Origin of the sequence: Stenotrophomonas maltophilia R551-3, from assembly GCF_000020665.1 — a bacterium.
GTDB lineage: Bacteria > Pseudomonadota > Gammaproteobacteria > Xanthomonadales > Xanthomonadaceae > Stenotrophomonas > Stenotrophomonas maltophilia_L.
Map to the genome: position 1 here is coordinate 2,020,885 of NC_011071.1, position 17,337 is coordinate 2,038,221.

18 protein-coding genes are annotated in these 17,337 nt (G+C 67.1%); 8 read left to right on the plus strand and 10 right to left on the minus strand.

Features of this window, described 5'->3' with window-relative positions; translation table 11 throughout:
- Positions 1 to 38: 38 nt before the first annotated feature.
- From SMAL_RS09215 to SMAL_RS09230, 4 genes are all read right to left on the minus strand, one after another.
- A complete protein-coding gene (locus tag SMAL_RS09215) occupies positions 39 to 809 on the minus strand; it encodes an SDR family NAD(P)-dependent oxidoreductase (RefSeq protein ID WP_012510917.1) in 771 nt (256 codons plus the stop codon).
- 99 nt (positions 810 to 908) lie between these two features.
- Positions 909 to 1,805 carry a hydroxymethylglutaryl-CoA lyase gene (locus tag SMAL_RS09220; RefSeq protein WP_012510918.1) on the minus strand — a complete coding sequence of 299 codons (897 nt, stop codon included), beginning with the start codon at positions 1,803 to 1,805 and terminating at the stop codon, positions 909 to 911.
- Positions 1,802 to 2,203, minus strand: a complete 402-nt coding sequence (locus SMAL_RS09225; protein ID WP_012510919.1) for a VOC family protein — start codon at positions 2,201 to 2,203, stop codon at positions 1,802 to 1,804. Before SMAL_RS09225 ends, SMAL_RS09220 begins: the two co-directional genes overlap by 4 nt.
- A 2-nt stretch (positions 2,204 to 2,205) precedes the next feature.
- Entirely contained in the window at positions 2,206 to 2,994 is a 789-nt protein-coding gene (locus tag SMAL_RS09230) for an enoyl-CoA hydratase/isomerase family protein (protein WP_012510920.1), read from the minus strand.
- A 119-nt stretch (positions 2,995 to 3,113) separates the two neighbouring features.
- Here SMAL_RS09230 and SMAL_RS09235 point away from each other — a divergent pair, with 119 nt between their 5' ends.
- From SMAL_RS09235 to SMAL_RS09245, 3 genes are read left to right on the plus strand one after another with little or no spacing between them, the layout of a single operon-like run.
- On the plus strand, positions 3,114 to 3,368 hold the full coding sequence (locus SMAL_RS09235) for a FeoA family protein (RefSeq protein ID WP_005409473.1): 255 nt from the start codon (positions 3,114 to 3,116) through the stop codon (positions 3,366 to 3,368).
- Positions 3,365 to 5,230, plus strand: coding sequence for a ferrous iron transport protein B (feoB, locus tag SMAL_RS09240; RefSeq protein WP_012510921.1), 1,866 nt, complete (start codon positions 3,365 to 3,367; stop codon positions 5,228 to 5,230). Before SMAL_RS09235 ends, feoB begins: the two co-directional genes overlap by 4 nt.
- The gene (locus SMAL_RS09245) at positions 5,230 to 5,484 is read left to right on the plus strand and encodes a DUF6587 family protein (RefSeq protein WP_006364070.1); all 255 of its coding nucleotides are present in this window, start codon (positions 5,230 to 5,232) and stop codon (positions 5,482 to 5,484) included. The genes feoB and SMAL_RS09245 overlap by 1 nt, the downstream gene beginning before the upstream one ends.
- Positions 5,485 to 5,529: 45 nt before the next feature.
- On the opposite strand, the gene SMAL_RS09250 is transcribed toward SMAL_RS09245, so the two are convergent.
- From SMAL_RS09250 to SMAL_RS09265, 4 genes are all read right to left on the minus strand, one after another.
- A complete protein-coding gene (locus SMAL_RS09250) occupies positions 5,530 to 5,991 on the minus strand; it encodes a DUF4304 domain-containing protein (protein WP_012510922.1) in 462 nt (153 codons plus the stop codon).
- Positions 5,992 to 6,149: 158 nt separating this feature from the next.
- Entirely contained in the window at positions 6,150 to 6,731 is a 582-nt protein-coding gene (locus SMAL_RS09255) for an NAD(P)H-dependent oxidoreductase (protein WP_012510923.1), read from the minus strand.
- 55 nt (positions 6,732 to 6,786) lie between these two features.
- Complete coding sequence (locus SMAL_RS09260; protein WP_012510924.1) at positions 6,787 to 7,182, minus strand: MerR family transcriptional regulator; 396 nt, start codon at positions 7,180 to 7,182, stop codon at positions 6,787 to 6,789.
- 4 nt (positions 7,183 to 7,186) lie between these two features.
- Positions 7,187 to 7,948, minus strand: a complete 762-nt coding sequence (locus SMAL_RS09265; protein WP_428993157.1) for a 3-oxoacyl-ACP reductase — start codon at positions 7,946 to 7,948, stop codon at positions 7,187 to 7,189.
- A gap of 90 nt (positions 7,949 to 8,038) precedes the next feature.
- Here SMAL_RS09265 and dapB point away from each other — a divergent pair, with 90 nt between their 5' ends.
- The 5 genes from dapB to SMAL_RS09290 all read left to right on the plus strand — a co-directional run bounded on the left by dapB (position 8,039) and on the right by SMAL_RS09290 (position 15,028).
- Positions 8,039 to 8,758 carry a 4-hydroxy-tetrahydrodipicolinate reductase gene (dapB, locus tag SMAL_RS09270; protein WP_012510926.1) on the plus strand — a complete coding sequence of 240 codons (720 nt, stop codon included), beginning with the start codon at positions 8,039 to 8,041 and terminating at the stop codon, positions 8,756 to 8,758.
- A 355-nt stretch (positions 8,759 to 9,113) separates the two neighbouring features.
- Positions 9,114 to 10,241 carry a glutamine-hydrolyzing carbamoyl-phosphate synthase small subunit gene (gene carA, locus SMAL_RS09275; protein ID WP_032969998.1) on the plus strand — a complete coding sequence of 376 codons (1,128 nt, stop codon included), beginning with the start codon at positions 9,114 to 9,116 and terminating at the stop codon, positions 10,239 to 10,241.
- 149 nt (positions 10,242 to 10,390) lie between these two features.
- Positions 10,391 to 13,633, plus strand: a complete 3,243-nt coding sequence (gene carB, locus SMAL_RS09280; RefSeq protein ID WP_012510928.1) for a carbamoyl-phosphate synthase large subunit — start codon at positions 10,391 to 10,393, stop codon at positions 13,631 to 13,633.
- An 8-nt stretch (positions 13,634 to 13,641) separates the two neighbouring features.
- Entirely contained in the window at positions 13,642 to 14,106 is a 465-nt protein-coding gene (gene greA / locus SMAL_RS09285) for a transcription elongation factor GreA (protein ID WP_174238326.1), read from the plus strand.
- A 4-nt stretch (positions 14,107 to 14,110) separates the two neighbouring features.
- Entirely contained in the window at positions 14,111 to 15,028 is a 918-nt protein-coding gene (locus SMAL_RS09290; RefSeq protein ID WP_012510929.1) for a hypothetical protein, read from the plus strand.
- A gap of 109 nt (positions 15,029 to 15,137) precedes the next feature.
- Here the strand turns inward: SMAL_RS09290 and SMAL_RS09295 are convergent, their stop codons facing one another.
- Complete coding sequence (locus SMAL_RS09295; protein WP_232274016.1) at positions 15,138 to 16,154, minus strand: DUF1176 domain-containing protein; 1,017 nt, start codon at positions 16,152 to 16,154, stop codon at positions 15,138 to 15,140.
- A 54-nt stretch (positions 16,155 to 16,208) separates the two neighbouring features.
- Positions 16,209 to 17,252: a DUF1176 domain-containing protein gene (locus tag SMAL_RS09300; RefSeq protein ID WP_012510931.1), complete on the minus strand. Its 1,044-nt coding sequence runs from the start codon at positions 17,250 to 17,252 to the stop codon at positions 16,209 to 16,211.
- Positions 17,253 to 17,337: the final 85 nt, after the last annotated feature.

Genomic DNA, 17,337 nt, shown 5'->3' on the forward strand with positions numbered 1-17,337 from the left:
CGTTGGGGGAGGGCGCCGTCCCGGCGCCCGGGGGGGAATCACTTCGGAGCGAGCCGGGTGGCGCCGTCCAGGCGGATGGTCTCGCCGTTGATGTAGGTATTGCCGAGGATATGGCCGACCAGGCTGGCGAAGTCTTCCGGCTTGCCCAGGCGCGACGGGAACGGGATCGAGGCGGCCAGCGATTCCTGCACGGCTTCAGGCATGCCATCGACCATCGGGGTCCAGAACACGCCCGGGGCGATGGTGTTGACGCGGATGCCGAAGCGCGAAAGCTCGCGTGCCATCGGCAGGGTCATCGCCACCACGCCGCCCTTGGAGGCAGAGTAGGCCGCCTGGCCGATCTGGCCTTCATAGGCGGCCACGCTGGCGGTGTTGATGATTACGCCGCGCTCGCCGTCCACGCCGGCTTCGTTGTGCTGCATGCGGTTGGCCGCGGCCTTTGCAACGTTGAAGCTGCCGACCAGGTTGACCATCACCGTGCCCTGGAAGCCGGCCAGCGGCATCGGGCCTTCTTTGCCGAGTACGCGGCCGGCGCCGAGGATGCCGGCGCAGTTCATCGCCACGTTCAGGCCACCGAGGAAATCGTGGGCCTGGTCGATGGCAGCCGAGACGGCCGCTTCATCGCTGACGTTGACGTTGAAATAGCGGGCCTTGTCGGCACCCAGCCCGGCAACGGCGGCAGCACCCTTGTCGTCGTTGAGGTCGAACAGGGCCACCTTGCCGCCCTGGGCGACGAGGTGCTGGGCCACGGCCAGGCCGAGGCCGGAGACGCCGCCAGTGATCACGGCACGTACGGAAGACAGCTGCATTGAACGGTCCTGCAGGTTCGAGAACCGCCGATTCTAACGGAAGCCGCAAAGGCGCCGTTGTGCACTGCGCCGCCTTTGCGGGGCGGCGCATTGCGGTGGTCAACCGGCCGCGGCCAACGCCTGCCCGGTGCGGCTGGCAGTGGCGCGGCCGAGCAGGCCGGCCAGCCAGCGACCGGTCTCGGCCAGCGCCGGCAGGTCCACGCCGCTGTCCAGGCCCAGGCCCTGCAGCAGGTAGGCCACGTCCTCGCTGGCGACGTTGCCGCTGGCCCCCTTGGCATACGGGCAGCCACCGGCGCCGGAGACGGCGCTGTCGACCACGCGCACGCCTTCTTCCAGGCAGGTGGCGATGTTGGCGATGGCCTGGCCATAGGTGTCGTGGAAGTGCACGGCCAGTGCATCCATCGGGATCTCGGCGGCAACCGCCTGCAGCATCGCCCGTGCCTTGCGCGGGGTACCGACGCCGATGGTGTCGCCCAGCGAGATTTCGTAACAGCCCATCTGGTGCAGGGCGCGTGCCACGCGCACCACGTCGGCCAGCGGTACCTCGCCCTGATAAGGGCAGCCGAGCACGGTGGAGACGTAGCCACGCACGCGCACGCCATCGGCGGCGGCGCGGCGCAGGATCGGCTCGAAGCGGGCCAGCGACTCGTCGATGCCGGCATTGGTGTTGGTGCGGTTGAACGCCTCAGAGGCGGCGGTGAACACCGCCACTTCTTCCACGCCCACCGCACGGGCGCGGTCGTAACCCTGTTCGTTCGGGACCAGCACCGGGTAGTGGATGCCCGGCCGGCGCTGGATGCCGGCATAGACCTCGGCGGCGTCGGCCAGCTGCGGGACCCACTTTGGGCTGACGAAGCTGGTCGCCTCGATGCTGCGCAGGCCAGTGGCCGACAGGCGATTGATCAGTTCGATCTTGTCGGCGGTGGAGACCGACTGCTTTTCGTTCTGCAGGCCGTCACGCGGGCCGACCTCGACGATGCGGACGTAATCGCTCATGCGCTCACCCCAGCGGCAGGGCGATGGCAGACCGCCTCGATGTTGTTGCCGTCCGGGTCGAGCACGAAGGCGCCGTAGTAGTCGGGGTGGTACCACGGGCGCAGGCCCGGCGCGCCGTTGTCACGGCCACCGGCGGCGAGGGCAGCGGCATGGAAGGCGTCCACCTGGGTGCGGCTGGCGCAGGCGAAGGCCACGTGCACGCCGTGGCTGGCGGTGCCGCCATTGCCAAGCCAGAAGAACGGCTTGCCGTCGCTGCCGAAGCCGATGTGGTCGTGGGCGCCGGTCTGTTCGGCGGTGACTTCCATCACCACGCCGATCTGCAGCGGTGCCAGTGCCTGCAGGAAGAAGGTCTTGCTGCGCGCCAGGTCGGCGCTGGTCAAACCAAGATGATCGAGCATGTTCAGGCTTCCGTGACCCAATGGGGGGCGCGCTTGTCGAGGAAGGCGCCCAGGCCCTCCTGGCCCTCGGCGGACACCCGCAGGCGCGCGATCAGGGCGGCATTGTCGCGATCCAGCGTGTCGCGGTCATGGCTGTCACGCACCTGCCGCACCAGCTGCTTGGCGCTGGAAGAAGCGATCGGGCCGGCCTTGTCGAGCAGGGCCAGCTGGCGCTGCACGGCCTCGTCCAGGCGTTCCGGCTCGACCAGCTGGTGGACCAGGCCGATGCGCAGCGCGGTCTCGGCGTCGAAATGCTCGCCGGTGGCGAACCAGCGACGGGCCTGGCGCGGGCCGATGGCCTCGATCACATAGGGCGAGATCACCGCCGGCAACAGGCCGAGGCGGCTTTCAGTCAGGCCGAAGCGGGCCGAGGTGCTGGCGATGGCGATGTCGCAGCAGGCGACCAGGCCGACGCCACCGCCAAAGGCCGCGCCATGGACCCGGGCCAGGGTCGGCTTGGGCAGCTCATCCAGGGTGCGCATCAGTCGTGCCAGCGCCAGCGAGTCCTCGCGGTTGTCGGCCTCGCTGGCGGCAGCCATGCCGCGCATCCACTGCATGTCGGCACCGGCCGAGAAGGAGGCACCGTGGCCGGCCACCACCAGCGCGCGTACCGAATCATCGCGCCCGGCCGCCTCCAGGGCGGCGGTCAGCCGGGCGATCAGGCCAGCGTCAAAGGCGTTGTGCAGCTCTGGCCGGTTCAGCCAGAGGGTGAGGACGGCGCCACTGCGCTCGATCTGCAAAGCATCGTTCATGGGATTCCAGGGTCACTCCATACCTGTATGGATCATAGCGGGCCATTGGTCATGGGCCATGACGCGACGCGGGAATGTTAGAATCGAGAACCATTTACATCCAGCAGAGAACACGCTAGATGACGCTGTCCGAACTGCCGCTGCACACCTCGGCCGTGGTCGAATCCGTGCAGGACCTGCATGCCAACGATGCCATCGCCCGCCGCCTGCGCGAGCTGGGCTTCGTCAAGGGCGAGGAAGTGCGCCTGGTGGCCAAGGGCCCGGTGGGCGGTGAGCCGCTGCTGGTGCAGGTCGGGTTCACCCGGTTCGCGCTGCGGATCAGTGAAGCCAAGCGCGTCGTTGTCGACGCCGCCAGCCAGGAACGACGTGCATGACTGCCACTGCCACCACCGCCCCGCTGCGCATCGCGCTGGTCGGTAATCCCAACAGCGGCAAGACCGCGTTGTTCAACCAGCTGACCGGCAGCCGGCAGAAGGTCGCCAACTACACCGGCGTCACCGTCGAGCGCAAGGAAGGCCGCCTGCGCGCGCCGTCCGGCCGCGAATTCGCCGTGCTCGACCTGCCCGGTGCCTACAGCCTGCATCCAGCCAGCCTGGACGAAGCGATCACCCGTGACCTGTGCCGGGGCTTCTACCCGGGCGAGGCTGCGCCGGACGTGTTGCTGTGCGTGATCGACGCCACCAACCTGCGCCTGCACCTGCGCTTCGCGCTGGAGTTGCGCGAGCTGGGCAAGCCAATGGTGGTCGCCCTGAACATGGTCGATGCGGCCCAGCGCCGCGGCATCCAGGTGGACGTGGCTGCGCTGGAACGCGAACTGGGCGTGCCGGTGGTGGAGACCGTGGCGGTGCGCAAGCAGGGTGCCAAGGCCCTGGTCGAGCGCCTGGACACCATGGTGCCGCACCTGGATGCACCGGTGCCGGGCCCGGAAGGCGGCATCGACTACCACGCCAAGGTGCGCGAGATCCTGTCGGTGGCCGTGCGCATGCCGGCGCGTACTGCAAAGGTCGACGACGCGCTGGACCGCTGGCTGTTGCACCCGGTGTTTGGGCTGATCAGCCTGGCGGTGGTGATGTTCCTGATCTTCCAGGCGGTGTACGCCTGGGCGACACCGCTGATGGACGGCATCGAGGCCGGTTTCGCCTGGCTCGCGACCTTCGTCGGCAGTGTGTTGCCGGAAGGCCCGCTGGCCAGCCTGCTGACCGACGGCATCATCGCCGGCGTCGGTGGCGTGGTGGTGTTCCTGCCGCAGATCCTGATCCTGTTCTTCTTCATCCTGGTGCTGGAGGAATCCGGCTACCTGCCGCGTGCGGCGTTCCTGCTCGACCGCATGATGGCTGCCGCCGGCCTGTCTGGCCGCTCGTTCATCCCGCTGCTGTCCAGCTTCGCCTGTGCGGTGCCGGGCATCATGTCCACCCGCAGCATCCAGGACCCGCGTGACCGCCTGGCCACGATCCTGGTCGCGCCGCTGATGACCTGCTCGGCGCGCCTGCCGGTGTATGCGTTGCTGATTGGCGCGTTCATCCCTCAGAAGACGGTGTGGGGCGTGTTCAACCAGCAGGGCCTGGTGCTGTTCGGCCTGTATGCGGCCGGCATTCTCAGTGCACTGGCGATGTCGTGGATCATGAAGAAGTGGCGCCGCGACAAGAGCGAGCACCCGCTGATGCTGGAGCTGCCGTCGTACCGCCTGCCGCATGTGCGCGACCTGGCGGTGGGCCTGTACGAGCGCGGCATGATCTTCCTCAAGCGCGTCGGCGGCATCATCCTGGCGCTGACCATCCTGCTGTGGGTGCTGCTGTCGTTCCCGGCGGCCCCGGTCGGCGCCACCATGCCGGCCATCGATTACAGCTACGCCGGCCAGATCGGCCATGCAATGGCGGTGTTCTTTGCGCCGCTGGGCTTCAACTGGCAGATCTGCATCGCGCTGATTCCGGGCCTGGCCGCGCGCGAAGTGGCGGTGTCCTCGCTGGCCACCGTGTACGCGCTGTCGGCGGCCGATGACGATGCCGCCAGCCAGGCACTGACCCCGCTGATCAGCGACGGCTGGTCGCTGGCCACTGCGCTGTCGCTGCTGGTCTGGTACATCTACGCCCCGATGTGCATCTCGACGCTGGCCACCATCAAGCGCGAGACCAATTCGTGGAAGACGATGGCCTTCTCGGCGTTCTACCTGTTTGCTGCGGCCTACGTGGCGGCGCTGATCACCTACCAGGTGACCAAGGCGCTGGGGGGCGGCTGATGGACGGTGGACTGCTGCTGCAGTACCTGATCATTGCGGTGGCCGTGCTGGTCAGTGCCTGGGTGGTGTTGAAGAAGCAGTTCCCCGGCACCGTGCGCAAGCTGCGGGGGGCGCTGGCGCTGGCCCTGCTGAAGCCGCGCCGCGCCGCCTGGCTGCAGGCGCTGGGTAGGAAAATCGCGCCGCCGGCCACGGGCGGCGGTGGTGCCTGTGGCGGTTGCGACAGCTGCGGACCGACGCCGCCCAAACAGCACTGACTCTGCCTTGGTAGGTGCGAATCTTGGTTCGCACGCTCCCGGGGTTCAGACCTCTCTGCGGATGATCGCCCGGAAGTTCCCGTCCTGATTCAATCGCCGCACCGATTCCCGGTTTCCATGGGTTGCCGCGAAGCCCGCCACGTCGGCAAGGGCGTCGAGCAGCAGGCATTTCATCCCATCGCGATTGCCGGCCTCCAGCAGATCATCCAGATCCTGCTGGATGAAAGCCCGGCGCAGGCCGGGCGTCTCTTCGATCCGCCAGTCGACATGGGGCGTGGGAATGCTGGAGCGGTACCGGAAAGCCGTCTCAAGATCGTCAGGCGCGAGGGGATACTCGAGCAGCTCCGGAAAGTAGAGTCCAGCATTCACATAGAAGCCCCGGCATTCGCTGGCGCGCTGGTGATTCACGACAAGTAGGGCGGCATCCAGCAAGCGGTAGCGGGTCGTCGACGTGCCGGAAAAGCCGGTCTTCCTCGCGCACTTGCTGAAGACGGTCGAGGATTTCATGAGCGCTGCCTGGGCCGGAAGAAGGGCCCACAGCCTTGAGGCGCAGCGCTTTGGGGTCAATTGGCAAACGCGACACGCGCAACGAATGCCCCGGGTGGGTGCAAACGTTCCAGGTGGGTGCGAACCTTGGTTCGCACGCTTTACCCATGGCGGCGGATCTACCCGGCCCGTGAACCCAGCTCCGCTGCCAGCGCAAGCCATCGCTCCCGCTGCGCCGGGCTGCTGCTGCGCACCGCCCCCAGCCGGCTGACCCGCACCGGGCGGATGCCGCAGAATTCCAGGATGGTGGCGCGGATCTGGGTGATGCCCGGGTCGCGGTAGATCCAGCGGTAGTACCAGGGCGGCGTGTCCAGCGTGCTGATCACCCGCGCGCTGCGGCCGGCCAGCAGCCGGTCCCACCACACCGAATCACGCCGGTAGCGGAAAGCGAAGCCCGGCAGCAGCACGCGATCGAAGAAGCCCTTCAGCAGCGCCGGCATCGCGCCCCACCAGGTGGGATAGACCAGCACCAGGTGATCGCAGGCCTCGATCGCATCGGCGGCGTTCTGCAGATCGGCTTCCAGCGGCTGGATCTGGCGATAGCCGTGACGCAGCACGGGATCGAACTCAAGGTCACCCAGTGCGATCAGTCGCACCCGATGACCGGCGTTCTCGGCGGCGGTGGCGTAGCACTGGGCGAGGGCGCCGCACAGGCTGTCGCGGTCGGGATGGCCCAGCAGGATCAGGATGGAGCGGGACACGGCAACCTCGGGCAATGGAAAGTGCGCGAGGGTGCGGTCTGCCCCAGGGGCAGGGTCAAACGCCGGCGGGGCAGCCGCTGGGTTGCAGGACGCAATCAGTGCCGCCGGAGTGCAGCCATTGCTGCAGTTCATCGCGGACCTGCCGCAGGGCGAGGTCGACCTGTTCCAGCCGCGCCCGCTCACTGGCAATGCGGGTGCGCTGTTGTTCCAGCAAGGCCAGTACCGCAGGCCAGTCGAGCCGTCCATCGCGACCCTGCAGGCGGGATATCGCGGCCAGGGTGATGCCCAGCCCCAATGCCTGGCGGATCAGCTGTATCCAGGCCACGTCCTGTTCGCTGTAGTCGCGATAGCGGTTCAGTCGTGGCACGGGCGGCAGCAGGCCGCGTGCTTCATACAGGCGGATGGCCTTGGCGCTGGCACCGGTCAGGCGGCTGACTTCGGAGATGCGCATCTGTTCAGTCCCGCACCAGTCCGCCATCCACCACCAGGTTCTGCCCGGTCACCGCGCGTGACCACGGGCTGGCGAAGAACAGCGCGGCATCGGCGAATTCGGTCGGGGTGGTGACGCTGCGCAGCGGGGTGTTGGCGGCGATGTAGTCGAATACCGCTTCGGGCGTGGCGGCGCTGGCATCGGTGGTGCGCAGCAGGCCGCCGGACAGCATGTTCACGGTGATGCCGTGCGGGCCGAGGTCGCCTGCCAGGGTGCGGGTCAGCGACAGCAGCGCGGCCTTGGCGGCAGTGTAGTCGTGATAGGGCACCACCGGATTCTGGAACAGGTTGGTGCCGATGTTGATGACGCGACCGAAACGGCGCGCCTGCATCCCGGGCAGGGCGGCCTGCACGGTGTTCAGCGCACCGCGCACACTGCCTTCGAACTGTGCCTGGAAGGCCGGCCAGCCGATGTCGGCAGCGCTGTCGCGGGCGTCGCCATTGAACGAGAAGGCGGCCAGCGCGTTGTTGACCACGGTGGTGACGCCCTGGCCGAAGTGCGCCAGCGCGTGCTGCAGCATTGCATCGACCTGGGCGCGGTCGGTGACATCGGCCGGCAGCGCGATCGCCTGGCCACCCAGCTCGCTGGCCAGCGCACGTGCGGCGGCCTCGCTGCGGTGGTAGTTGATGATGACGCGGGCGCCCTGTGCGGCGAAGGCGCGGGCGATGTGCTTGCCAAGGCCGCGGCCGGCGCCGGTGACCAGCACCAGCTGTTCGCTGATCTGCATGGTGGAACTGCCATCCATTGCATGAAAGGGCATGCAGCGTAGCAGCGATGGCGCTTGCCGGAGCAGGCTTGCTGCCGCTAGCCTGCAGGCATGAACCAGACTCCCCTGCGATTGCTCATTCACGGCGCTTCCGGGCGCATGGGCCAGGCCCTGCTGCGGCTGGCCGCCGAACATCCCGAATCCCTGCAGATCGTGGCCGCGGTGACCGGCCGTGCGCCGGCCCAGCGCGTGGTCGACGGCGTCCCGTTCTTTGCTGCCAGCGAGCTGCCCGGTGCGCCGGCGTTCGACGTAGCGATCGACTTCAGCCTGCCGGAGGGCTTCGACCCGCTGCTGGCGCTGTGCGTGGAGCGGGGTGCGGGCCTGGTTTCAGGCACCACCGGCATCTCCAGCAGCCAGCGGCAGGCGCTGGAGGCCGCGGCGGCGTCCATCCCGCTGGTCTGGGCCTCGAACTTCAGCTTGGGCGTGGCGGTGCTGGACGAGCTGGTCGAGCGCGCCGCGCAGGCGCTGGCCGGCTGGGACTGCGACATCGTCGAGTCGCACCATACGCAGAAGAAGGACGCGCCGTCGGGTACTGCGCTGACCCTGGGTGCGGCCGCGCAGCGGGGCGGGGCGGAGCCGCATTACGCCAGCCTGCGCGCCGGTGACATCGTGGGCGAGCATCTGGTGCAGTTCACCGGGCTGGGCGAGCGCATCGAGCTGGTGCACCGGGCCACCAATCGCGACATCTTCGCCCGCGGCGCCCTGTTTGCCGCCCGCCAGCTGCAGGGGCGCGCCCCGGGCAGCTATCGGGTGCGGGACCTGCTGCAGTAAGGCGGTAGTGCCGGCCGCTGGCCGGCAGCTTCCGGGCGTCCGAAGGCGTGGGGATTGCCGGCCAGCGGCCGGCACTACCAGGCGCCCGATGGCATGCAGATTGCCGGCCAGCGGCCGGCACGATCTGGCGGCGGACCCCGCATACGCCGCCGGATTGAAATGAATACGCAATCGCCTGTTCATGAAGCGCGATAACCGCTGGCGCGAGCGCCCCGGCAGCGCTACAATTCGCACTCGCCGAATCACGAAAGCCGGACCGGTCCCAGACCGTACGTCCGCGCTTTTTTGCAACCGGATTTCCGTGAAGCGCAGGCGTGACTTCGGCAGCCCCCTCGGTAGCCAAAGTGAGATTCCCGTGACCCAAGCCGCAATCCTCGTCCTCGAAGACGGCACCGTATTCGAGGGCGAATCCGTAGGCGCGCCCGGCCTGTCCGTCGGTGAGGTGGTGTTCAACACCGCCATGACCGGCTACCAGGAAGTGCTGACCGACCCGTCCTACGCCCGGCAGATGGTCACGCTGACCTATCCGCACATCGGTAACACCGGCATGACCGACCAGGACGATGAAGCGTCCAAGGTGTGGTCGGCCGGCCTGATCGTGCGCGATGTTCCCCGCCGTCCCAGCAACTGGCGCAGCCAGGTGTCGCTTCAGGACTGGCTGATCCAGCGTGGCGTGGTCGCCATCGCCGGCATCGACACCCGCAAGCTGACCCGCATCCTGCGCGAGAAGGGCGCGCAGAACGGTGCGCTGATGGCCGGTGACATCGACGTGGAAAAGGCACTGGAAGCCGCCCGCAAGTTCCCGGGGCTGAAGGGCATGGATCTGGCCAAGGTCGTCACTACCGAGAAGACCTACGTCTGGACCGAGGGCCAGCTGGACCTGGATGCCAACGCCTTCGTCAGCGTGCCGGCCAAGCACAAGGTGGTGGCCTACGACTTTGGCGTGAAGACCAACATCCTGCGCATGCTGGCCGAGCGCGGCTGCGAGGTCACGGTGGTGCCGGCGCAGACCCCGGCCGCCGAAGTACTGGCGCTGAAGCCGGACGGCGTGTTCCTGTCCAACGGCCCGGGTGACCCGGAACCGTGCGACTACGCCATCGAAGCGATCAAGACCTTCATCGAACAGAAGATCCCGACCTTCGGCATCTGCCTGGGCCATCAGCTGCTGGGCCTGGCCTCGGGCGCGAAGACCATGAAGATGGGCCACGGCCACCACGGTGCCAACCACCCGGTGCAGGACCTGGACAGCGGCCGGGTGATGATCACCTCGCAGAACCACGGCTTCGCGATTGATGAAGCGACCCTGCCGCCGACCCTGCGCGTGACCCACCGCTCGCTGTTCGATGGCACCAACCAGGGTGTCGCCCGCACCGATGTGCCGGCGTTCTCGTTCCAGGGCCACCCGGAAGCCTCGCCGGGCCCGCACGATGTCGGTCCGCTGTTCGACCGTTTCGTGGTGCTGATGGAAGAAGCCAAGGCGTGATCAGTACGCCGCCGCCCCCCCGGTGGCGTCGCGATGGACCGTAAGCCCCCGCATCGCTGCTGCCCCTGGCGCGGCGCTGCGGATCAAGATTCCTGATCGACAGCGTGCGATCACCCCCCTTGTCACGCTGTACTGACTTAGAGAAGAAAATGCCCAAGCGCACTGACCTCAAGACCATCCTCATCATCGGTGCTGGCCCGATCGTCATCGGCCAGGCCTGCGAGTTCGACTACTCCGGCGCTCAGGCCTGCAAGGCCCTGCGTGACGAGGGTTACCGCGTGGTGCTGGTCAACAGCAACCCGGCCACGATCATGACCGACCCGGAGATGGCCGACGCCGTCTACATCGAGCCGATCAACTGGCAGACGGTCGAGAAGATCATCGCCAAGGAAAAGCCCGATGCGCTGCTGCCGACCATGGGTGGCCAGACCGCGCTGAACTGCGCGCTGGACCTGGCCGACAACGGCGTACTGGAGAAGTACAACGTTGAACTGATCGGCGCCAAGCGCGAAGCGATCCGGATGGCCGAAGACCGCGAGCTGTTCCGCGTCGCCATGGGTGAGATCGGCCTGGAATGCCCGACCGCCGCCGTCGCCCACACGCTGGACGAAGCGCTGGAGATCCAGACCCGCGTCGGCTACCCGACCATCATCCGCCCCAGCTTCACCCTGGGCGGCAGCGGTGGCGGCATCGCCTACAACCGCGAAGAACTGGTCGACATCGTCAGCCGTGGCCTGGAGCTGTCGCCGACCACCGAAGTGCTGGTGGAAGAGTCGGTGCTGGGCTGGAAGGAATTCGAAATGGAAGTGGTCCGCGATACGGCGGACAACTGCATCATCGTCTGCTCGATCGAGAACCTGGACCCGATGGGCGTGCACACCGGTGACTCGATCACCGTGGCCCCGGCGCAGACCCTGACCGACAAGGAATACCAGCGCCTGCGCGATGCCTCCATCGCCGTGCTGCGCAAGATCGGCGTGGATACCGGTGGCTCGAACGTGCAGTTCGGCATCAACCCGGACACCGGCCGCGTCGTGGTGATCGAGATGAACCCGCGCGTGTCTCGTTCCTCGGCGCTGGCTTCCAAGGCCACCGGCTTCCCGATCGCCAAGGTCGCCGCCAAGCTGGCCGTCGGCTACACCCTGGACGAACTGAAGAACGAGATCACCGGCGGCCTGACCCCGGCCTCGTTCGAACCGTCCATCGACTACGTCGTCACCAAGATCCCGCGCTTCGCCTTCGAGAAGTTCCCGGCCGCCGATGCGCGCCTGACCACCCAGATGAAGTCGGTGGGTGAGGTGATGGCGATGGGCCGCACCTTCCAGGAATCGATGCAGAAGGCACTGCGCGGCCTGGAGACCGGCAAGGTCGGCTTCGACCCGACCGGCCTGGACCTGACCAATGAAGACGATCTGCAGACCCTGCGCCGCGAGCTGAAGGCACCGGGCCCGGAGCGCCTGTTCTTCGTCGCCGACGCATTCCGTGCCGGCATGAGCGTGGAGGACATCTTCAAGCTGTCCTACATCGATCCGTGGTTCCTGGACCAGATCGAAGAGATCATCGCCGCTGAAGCCGCTGTCGCCGCCGACGGCATTGATGCGCTGGACGCCGCGCGCCTGCGCAAGCTGAAGCGTTCCGGTTTCTCCGATGCGCGCCTGGCGCAGCTGACCGGCACCAATGAAGCGGCCATCCGCGCGCTGCGTCGTGCGCACAAGGTGCGCCCGGTCTACAAGCGCGTTGACTCCTGCGCCGGTGAATTCTCCACCGGTACCGCCTACCTGTACTCGACCTACGAGGACGAGTGCGAGGCCGCGCCGAGCAACCGCGACAAGATCATGATCCTGGGCGGTGGCCCGAACCGCATCGGCCAGGGCATCGAGTTCGACTACTGCTGCGTGCACGCGGCACTGGCGCTGCGCGAGGATGGTTATGAAACCATCATGGTCAACTGCAACCCGGAAACCGTGTCGACCGACTACGACACCTCCGACCGCCTGTACTTCGAACCGCTGACCCTGGAAGACGTGCTGGAAATCGTCGAACTGGAACAGCCCAAGGGCGTGATCGTGCAGTACGGTGGCCAGACCCCGCTGAAGCTGGCGCGGGCGCTGGAAGCCAACGGCGTGCCGGTGATCGGTACCAGCCCTGATTCCATCGACCTGGCCGAAGACCGCGAGCGCTTCCAGCAGCTGGTCGACAACCTGGGCCTGAAGCAGCCGCCGAACCGCATCGCACGCAACGACCAGGAAGCCCTGCTGCTGGCGCGCGAGATCGGCTACCCGCTGGTGGTGCGCCCGAGCTACGTGCTGGGCGGCCGCGCCATGGAAATCGTCTACGGCGAATCCGACCTGGCCCGTTACGTGCGCGACGCGGTGAAGGTGTCCAACGATTCGCCGGTGCTGCTGGACCGCTTCCTCGACAACGCCGTGGAAGTGGATGTGGACATCATTGCCGATGCACAGGGCAACGTGCTGATCGGCGGCGTGATGGAGCACATCGAAGAAGCCGGCGTGCATTCGGGCGATTCGTCCTGCTCGCTGCCGCCGTACTCGCTGTCCGCCGCCACCCAGGCCGAGCTGCGCCGCCAGGTGGTGGAGCTGGCCAAGGCCCTGAACGTGGTCGGCCTGATGAACACCCAGTTCGCGATCCAGACCAGCGACGAGGGTGATGACACCATCTACCTGCTGGAAGTGAACCCGCGTGCCTCGCGCACCGTGCCGTTCGTGTCCAAGGCCACCGGCATGCCGCTGGCCAAGATCGCTGCCCGCTGCATGGCCGGAAAGACCCTGGCCGAGCAGGGCGCGACCAAGGAAATCGTGCCGGATTACTACTCGGTGAAGGAAGCGATCTTCCCGTTCGCCAAGTTCCAGGGCGTCGATCCGATCCTCGGGCCGGAAATGCGCTCCACCGGTGAGGTGATGGGCGTAGGCCGTACCTTCAACGCCGCCTTCGCGCGTGCGCAGGAGGCGGGCGGCATCAAGGCACCGCCGGTCGGCAAGGCCTTCGTCTCGGTCCGCGATCCGGACAAGAAGCGCGTACTGCCGGTGGCCAAGGCACTGCTGGCACGTGGCTACAGCCTGGTTGCCACCCGTGGCACCGCCGCGTGGCTGCAGCAGCACGGCATGGACTGCGAGATCATCAACAAGGTGGTCGAAGGCCGTCCGCACATCGTCGACTCGATCAAGAACGGCGAGATCGTCTACATCGTCAACACGACCGAAGGTCGTTCGGCGATCAACGACTCGTTCTCGATCCGTCGCGAGGCGCTGCAGCACCGCGTCACCTACTCGACCACCATTGCCGGCGCCAAGGCGCTGGTGGATTCACTGGAATTCCGCGGCACCGGCCCTGTCTGGTCGCTGCAGGAGCTGCACAAGGAGTTGAATGCATGAGAGCCCCCATCACCATGAAGGGCGCGCAGAAGCTGCGCGACGAACTGGATCACCTGAAGTCGGTCAAGCGCCCGAAGGTGATCGCCGCGATCGCCGAAGCGCGTGAACATGGCGACCTGAAGGAGAACGCCGAGTACCACGCCGCGCGCGAGGAACAGGGCTTCATCGAAGGCCGCATCAAGCAGCTGGAAGGCGAGCTGTCGCATGCCGAGATCATCGACGTGAGCAAGCTCAATGCCGGCTCCAAGGTGGTGTTCGGTGCCAGCGTGACCCTGGCCGACGTGGAAACCGACGAAGAACGGAAGTACCAGATCGTTGGCGACCTCGAGGCGGACATCAAGCAGGGCCTGATCGCGATTTCCTCGCCGGTGGCGCGCGCGATGATCGGCAAGCTGGAAGGCGATTCGATCGTGATCGACGCCCCGGCAGGCCAGCGCGAGTACGAGATCGTCAGCGTCAGCTACCTGGACTGACCGCGTGGCGACGGCGACCCTGCTGTTGCCCGCGCGCAGCCGCTTTGCCGCGGCTGCGCTGCCCGATGATGTGGCCCGTGCCTTGGGCCGCGCCAACGCCTCGCAGCATGAGGCGGGCGAGCGTGCGCAGCTGACGCGCCATTTCACGGTCGCCGCGCCGCACTGGCCGGTGGCCGCGTTGACCCGCCAGCGTGACGTCGGCGATGCCGCCGGCGCGAGCTGGCTGCGGGCCGATCCGGCCTGCATGGTGCCGGACATGCACGGTGCGCGGATGATGGCCTATGGCGAAACGCTGCGGCCGACGCTGGCTGACTGCCTGGCACTGCTGCCGGTACTGCAGCCGTTGTTCGCCGACGCCGGGTTCGCGCTGGATGCACCGGACCCTTCGCGCTGGTACCTGCGGCTTCCGATCGACAGCGAACTGCCGGACTTCGACAGTCCGGACGAGGTGCTCGGCGATGACCTGTTCGCGCACCTGCCCGAAGGCGAGGTCGGCCGCCGCTGGCGTGCCTTGATGACCGAGGCGCAGGTGCTGCTGCACAACCATTCCTGGAACCAGCAACGTGCGGCCCAGGGGCAACAGCCGATCAATTCGCTGTGGTTCTGGGGCGGTGGCGTGATGCCGGTATCGGTCAATACGCCGCATGCGCAGGTACGCAGCCGCGATGCGTTGCTGCAGGGTCTTGCGCTGGCAGCGGGTGTAGCGACGGATGGCGATCAGTCCGTGGATGCGCTGGTCGATCTGCGCCAGCTGCGATCACTGCAGCAACTGGGCAGCGACGCGATCCGGCCACTGCTGGCCGCGCTGAAGCGTGGCGAACTGCAGCGGCTGGTGCTGGATTTCGAGGATGGCATGCAGTTCCAGCTGGACCGCGGACAGCGCTGGCAGTTCTGGAAGAAGCCGCGGCAGCTTCACGATTGATCGGGGTCGGATCCGTTTTCCATGGGAAAACGGCTCTGACCCCCGATGTTTGCCGGGGTTGCCGGCCAGCGGCCGGCACTACCGCAGGTAACGGGCGAAGGCGGATGCCCTACCGGAATTCAGTGATATAGGTCGGCAGTCGCCAAGTGGAAGCTCCTGTGCCAGTGCAGGTGCCACCAACGTACTCCATGCTCAGCTGCATCCGCTGGCCATCCCATGCCCAGTAGCGCCCCGTTCCGCAGCGATCCCGGTCGGTCTCCACGGTCTCTTCAACGAACATCAGCTCCTCCGAGTACGGGAACAGTGCGCCCTGGGTAATGAAAACGGGATTGAACGGCGCCTGGTCGTTGATCGCCCATGTACCCCCCGGCACATTGAACCCCGGAATGTGGCAGACAACGGAGGCCAGTACGTGATGGTCGTCCAGGCGCTGGATGGCGATGTAGGGTTCGCTGGTCTGTGGTACATCCGCAGCGCACGCCCAGTCCGCCTTGTTGCCGGGCCGAAGCAGCCGGCGCAGGTCCTCGCGTTCGCCCAGGCGCGCATCCTCCTCACGCGGAGGCACCCGCTTGGATGGCATGGCCAGCACCGGCTTCGGCAGAGCTGGCGGCACGCTCGACTCCGGTCGGCTTCCGCGTTGCACCAGTGCACCGGGCGTATCCAGACGCTGCTGGATCTGATCCATCTTCAGCATCAGTGCGGCTGCGCCGGATGCAGACAGCGACCATGTCTGCCCCCTGCCATCGGTGATGCTGATGCGGGATTGCCTGATGAGGGCGGTGTTGAACGCCTGCACTTGAGCCGGGGTGAGCTTTGCATGCTCCGTGGCTGACTCAAGTGCCCCGATGCTGCCCTCGCGTTTCCCGTCCAGGAGCAGCTGCAGTGTGCCAACAGGTGACTGAGCCTGTGCCTCGGGATCGTCAGCGTCGTCGCGGGCGAGTACCAGCCGGATCTCCACCGCTTCCCCGGGTCCGCCATTGCGCTCGATCAGCGTGGCCAGTCTCAGCGGTGCGGAGGCGCCGACACCGGCGATACGGCAGGCACGCGTGTTGTCGCACACCATGAACCAGTCGCCCTCGGCGAACGATGCACCAATCGGAGCCGTGGCCCAGGCGGACGAGGACATCGCCAGCAATCCCAGCAGGAACAGCGGCAGTTGCGGCAGAGCAGGGGAGTGCATTCAACGAACCTCGCTGACCAGGGTCGGCAGCATCCAGTGACCGCCCGGCATGCCACGGCACAGCCCGGTGCTGAAAGCACTGCTTGGCTGGAATCGGCGGCCATCCCATGTCCAGTCCGAGCCGGAGACGCAGTCGCCGATGCCTCTGCCTTTGGAGCGTGCGTACAGCGTGCGCTCGAAGTGCGAAAAACCCTCCGCTTCGAGCGTAACCGTCTGCGGGGCGAACGGAGGGCGATCACGCGCGATCCAGAAACCATTGCTGTAGTTGTATGCACCCATCTGGCACAGCGCCTGCACCAGTACATGGCTGTCGTCCAGCCGCTCGATCACCATTTCCGGGGTGCCCTTGTACTCGATCAGACGCGGACAGTCGTCACCGTCGTCGAGCGTGGCAATCAGCGCGTCGCGCAGCGCTTCGCTGCTACCCAGTGTGTTGTCTCCGGGGCGAGTGGCCGCCAGCGTGGCACGCATGATCACGGGCCTGGTCTGCGCAGCCGGCACACTCGCTTCAGCACGCGTGCCACGCCGTACCAGGGCGCCGGGCGTGCCAAGGCGCCCTTGTACTTCGTCCATCTTCAACAGCACGGCGGCGGCACCACGATCGGAAATCGGCCAGCGCGTGGCCCTGCTGTCGATCACCTCGATGCGCGCCTTGCCGGGCAGAGCGGCGAGCAGCGCACCAACCTGCGCCGGCCGCAGCGTCACGGATTCGTCGGCACCGGTGTCCTGCACGGGCCCCAGATCACGGCCGTTCACCTGCAGGCGCATCGCGCCTTCGGGCATTGCACTTTCGCCATCCTCGCCCACCCGCAGTCGCGCCTTTACTGCCGTTCCGGGACCGCCGACACGTTCCAGCATCAGGCCCAGCGAGCTGTCTGCGTTCTCCGGACCATAGCCGGCTGCACGGCAGGTGCCGGTGTTGTCGCAGGCCAGGAACCAGTCGTGATGCACGAACTCGATGCCGGGTTCCAGTGGCGTGTTTCCGGCATGGCCGGCGAGCGGCAGCAACAGGCCGACAATCAGTGCGGACAGCAGGCGGTACATGGCGAATTCCGTTTCAGAAGCGGACAAGCATGGGCGATCACCGCGCCTGCGCCAAGCCCGGGAAGAGCCTGGCAAGCCGAGCGGG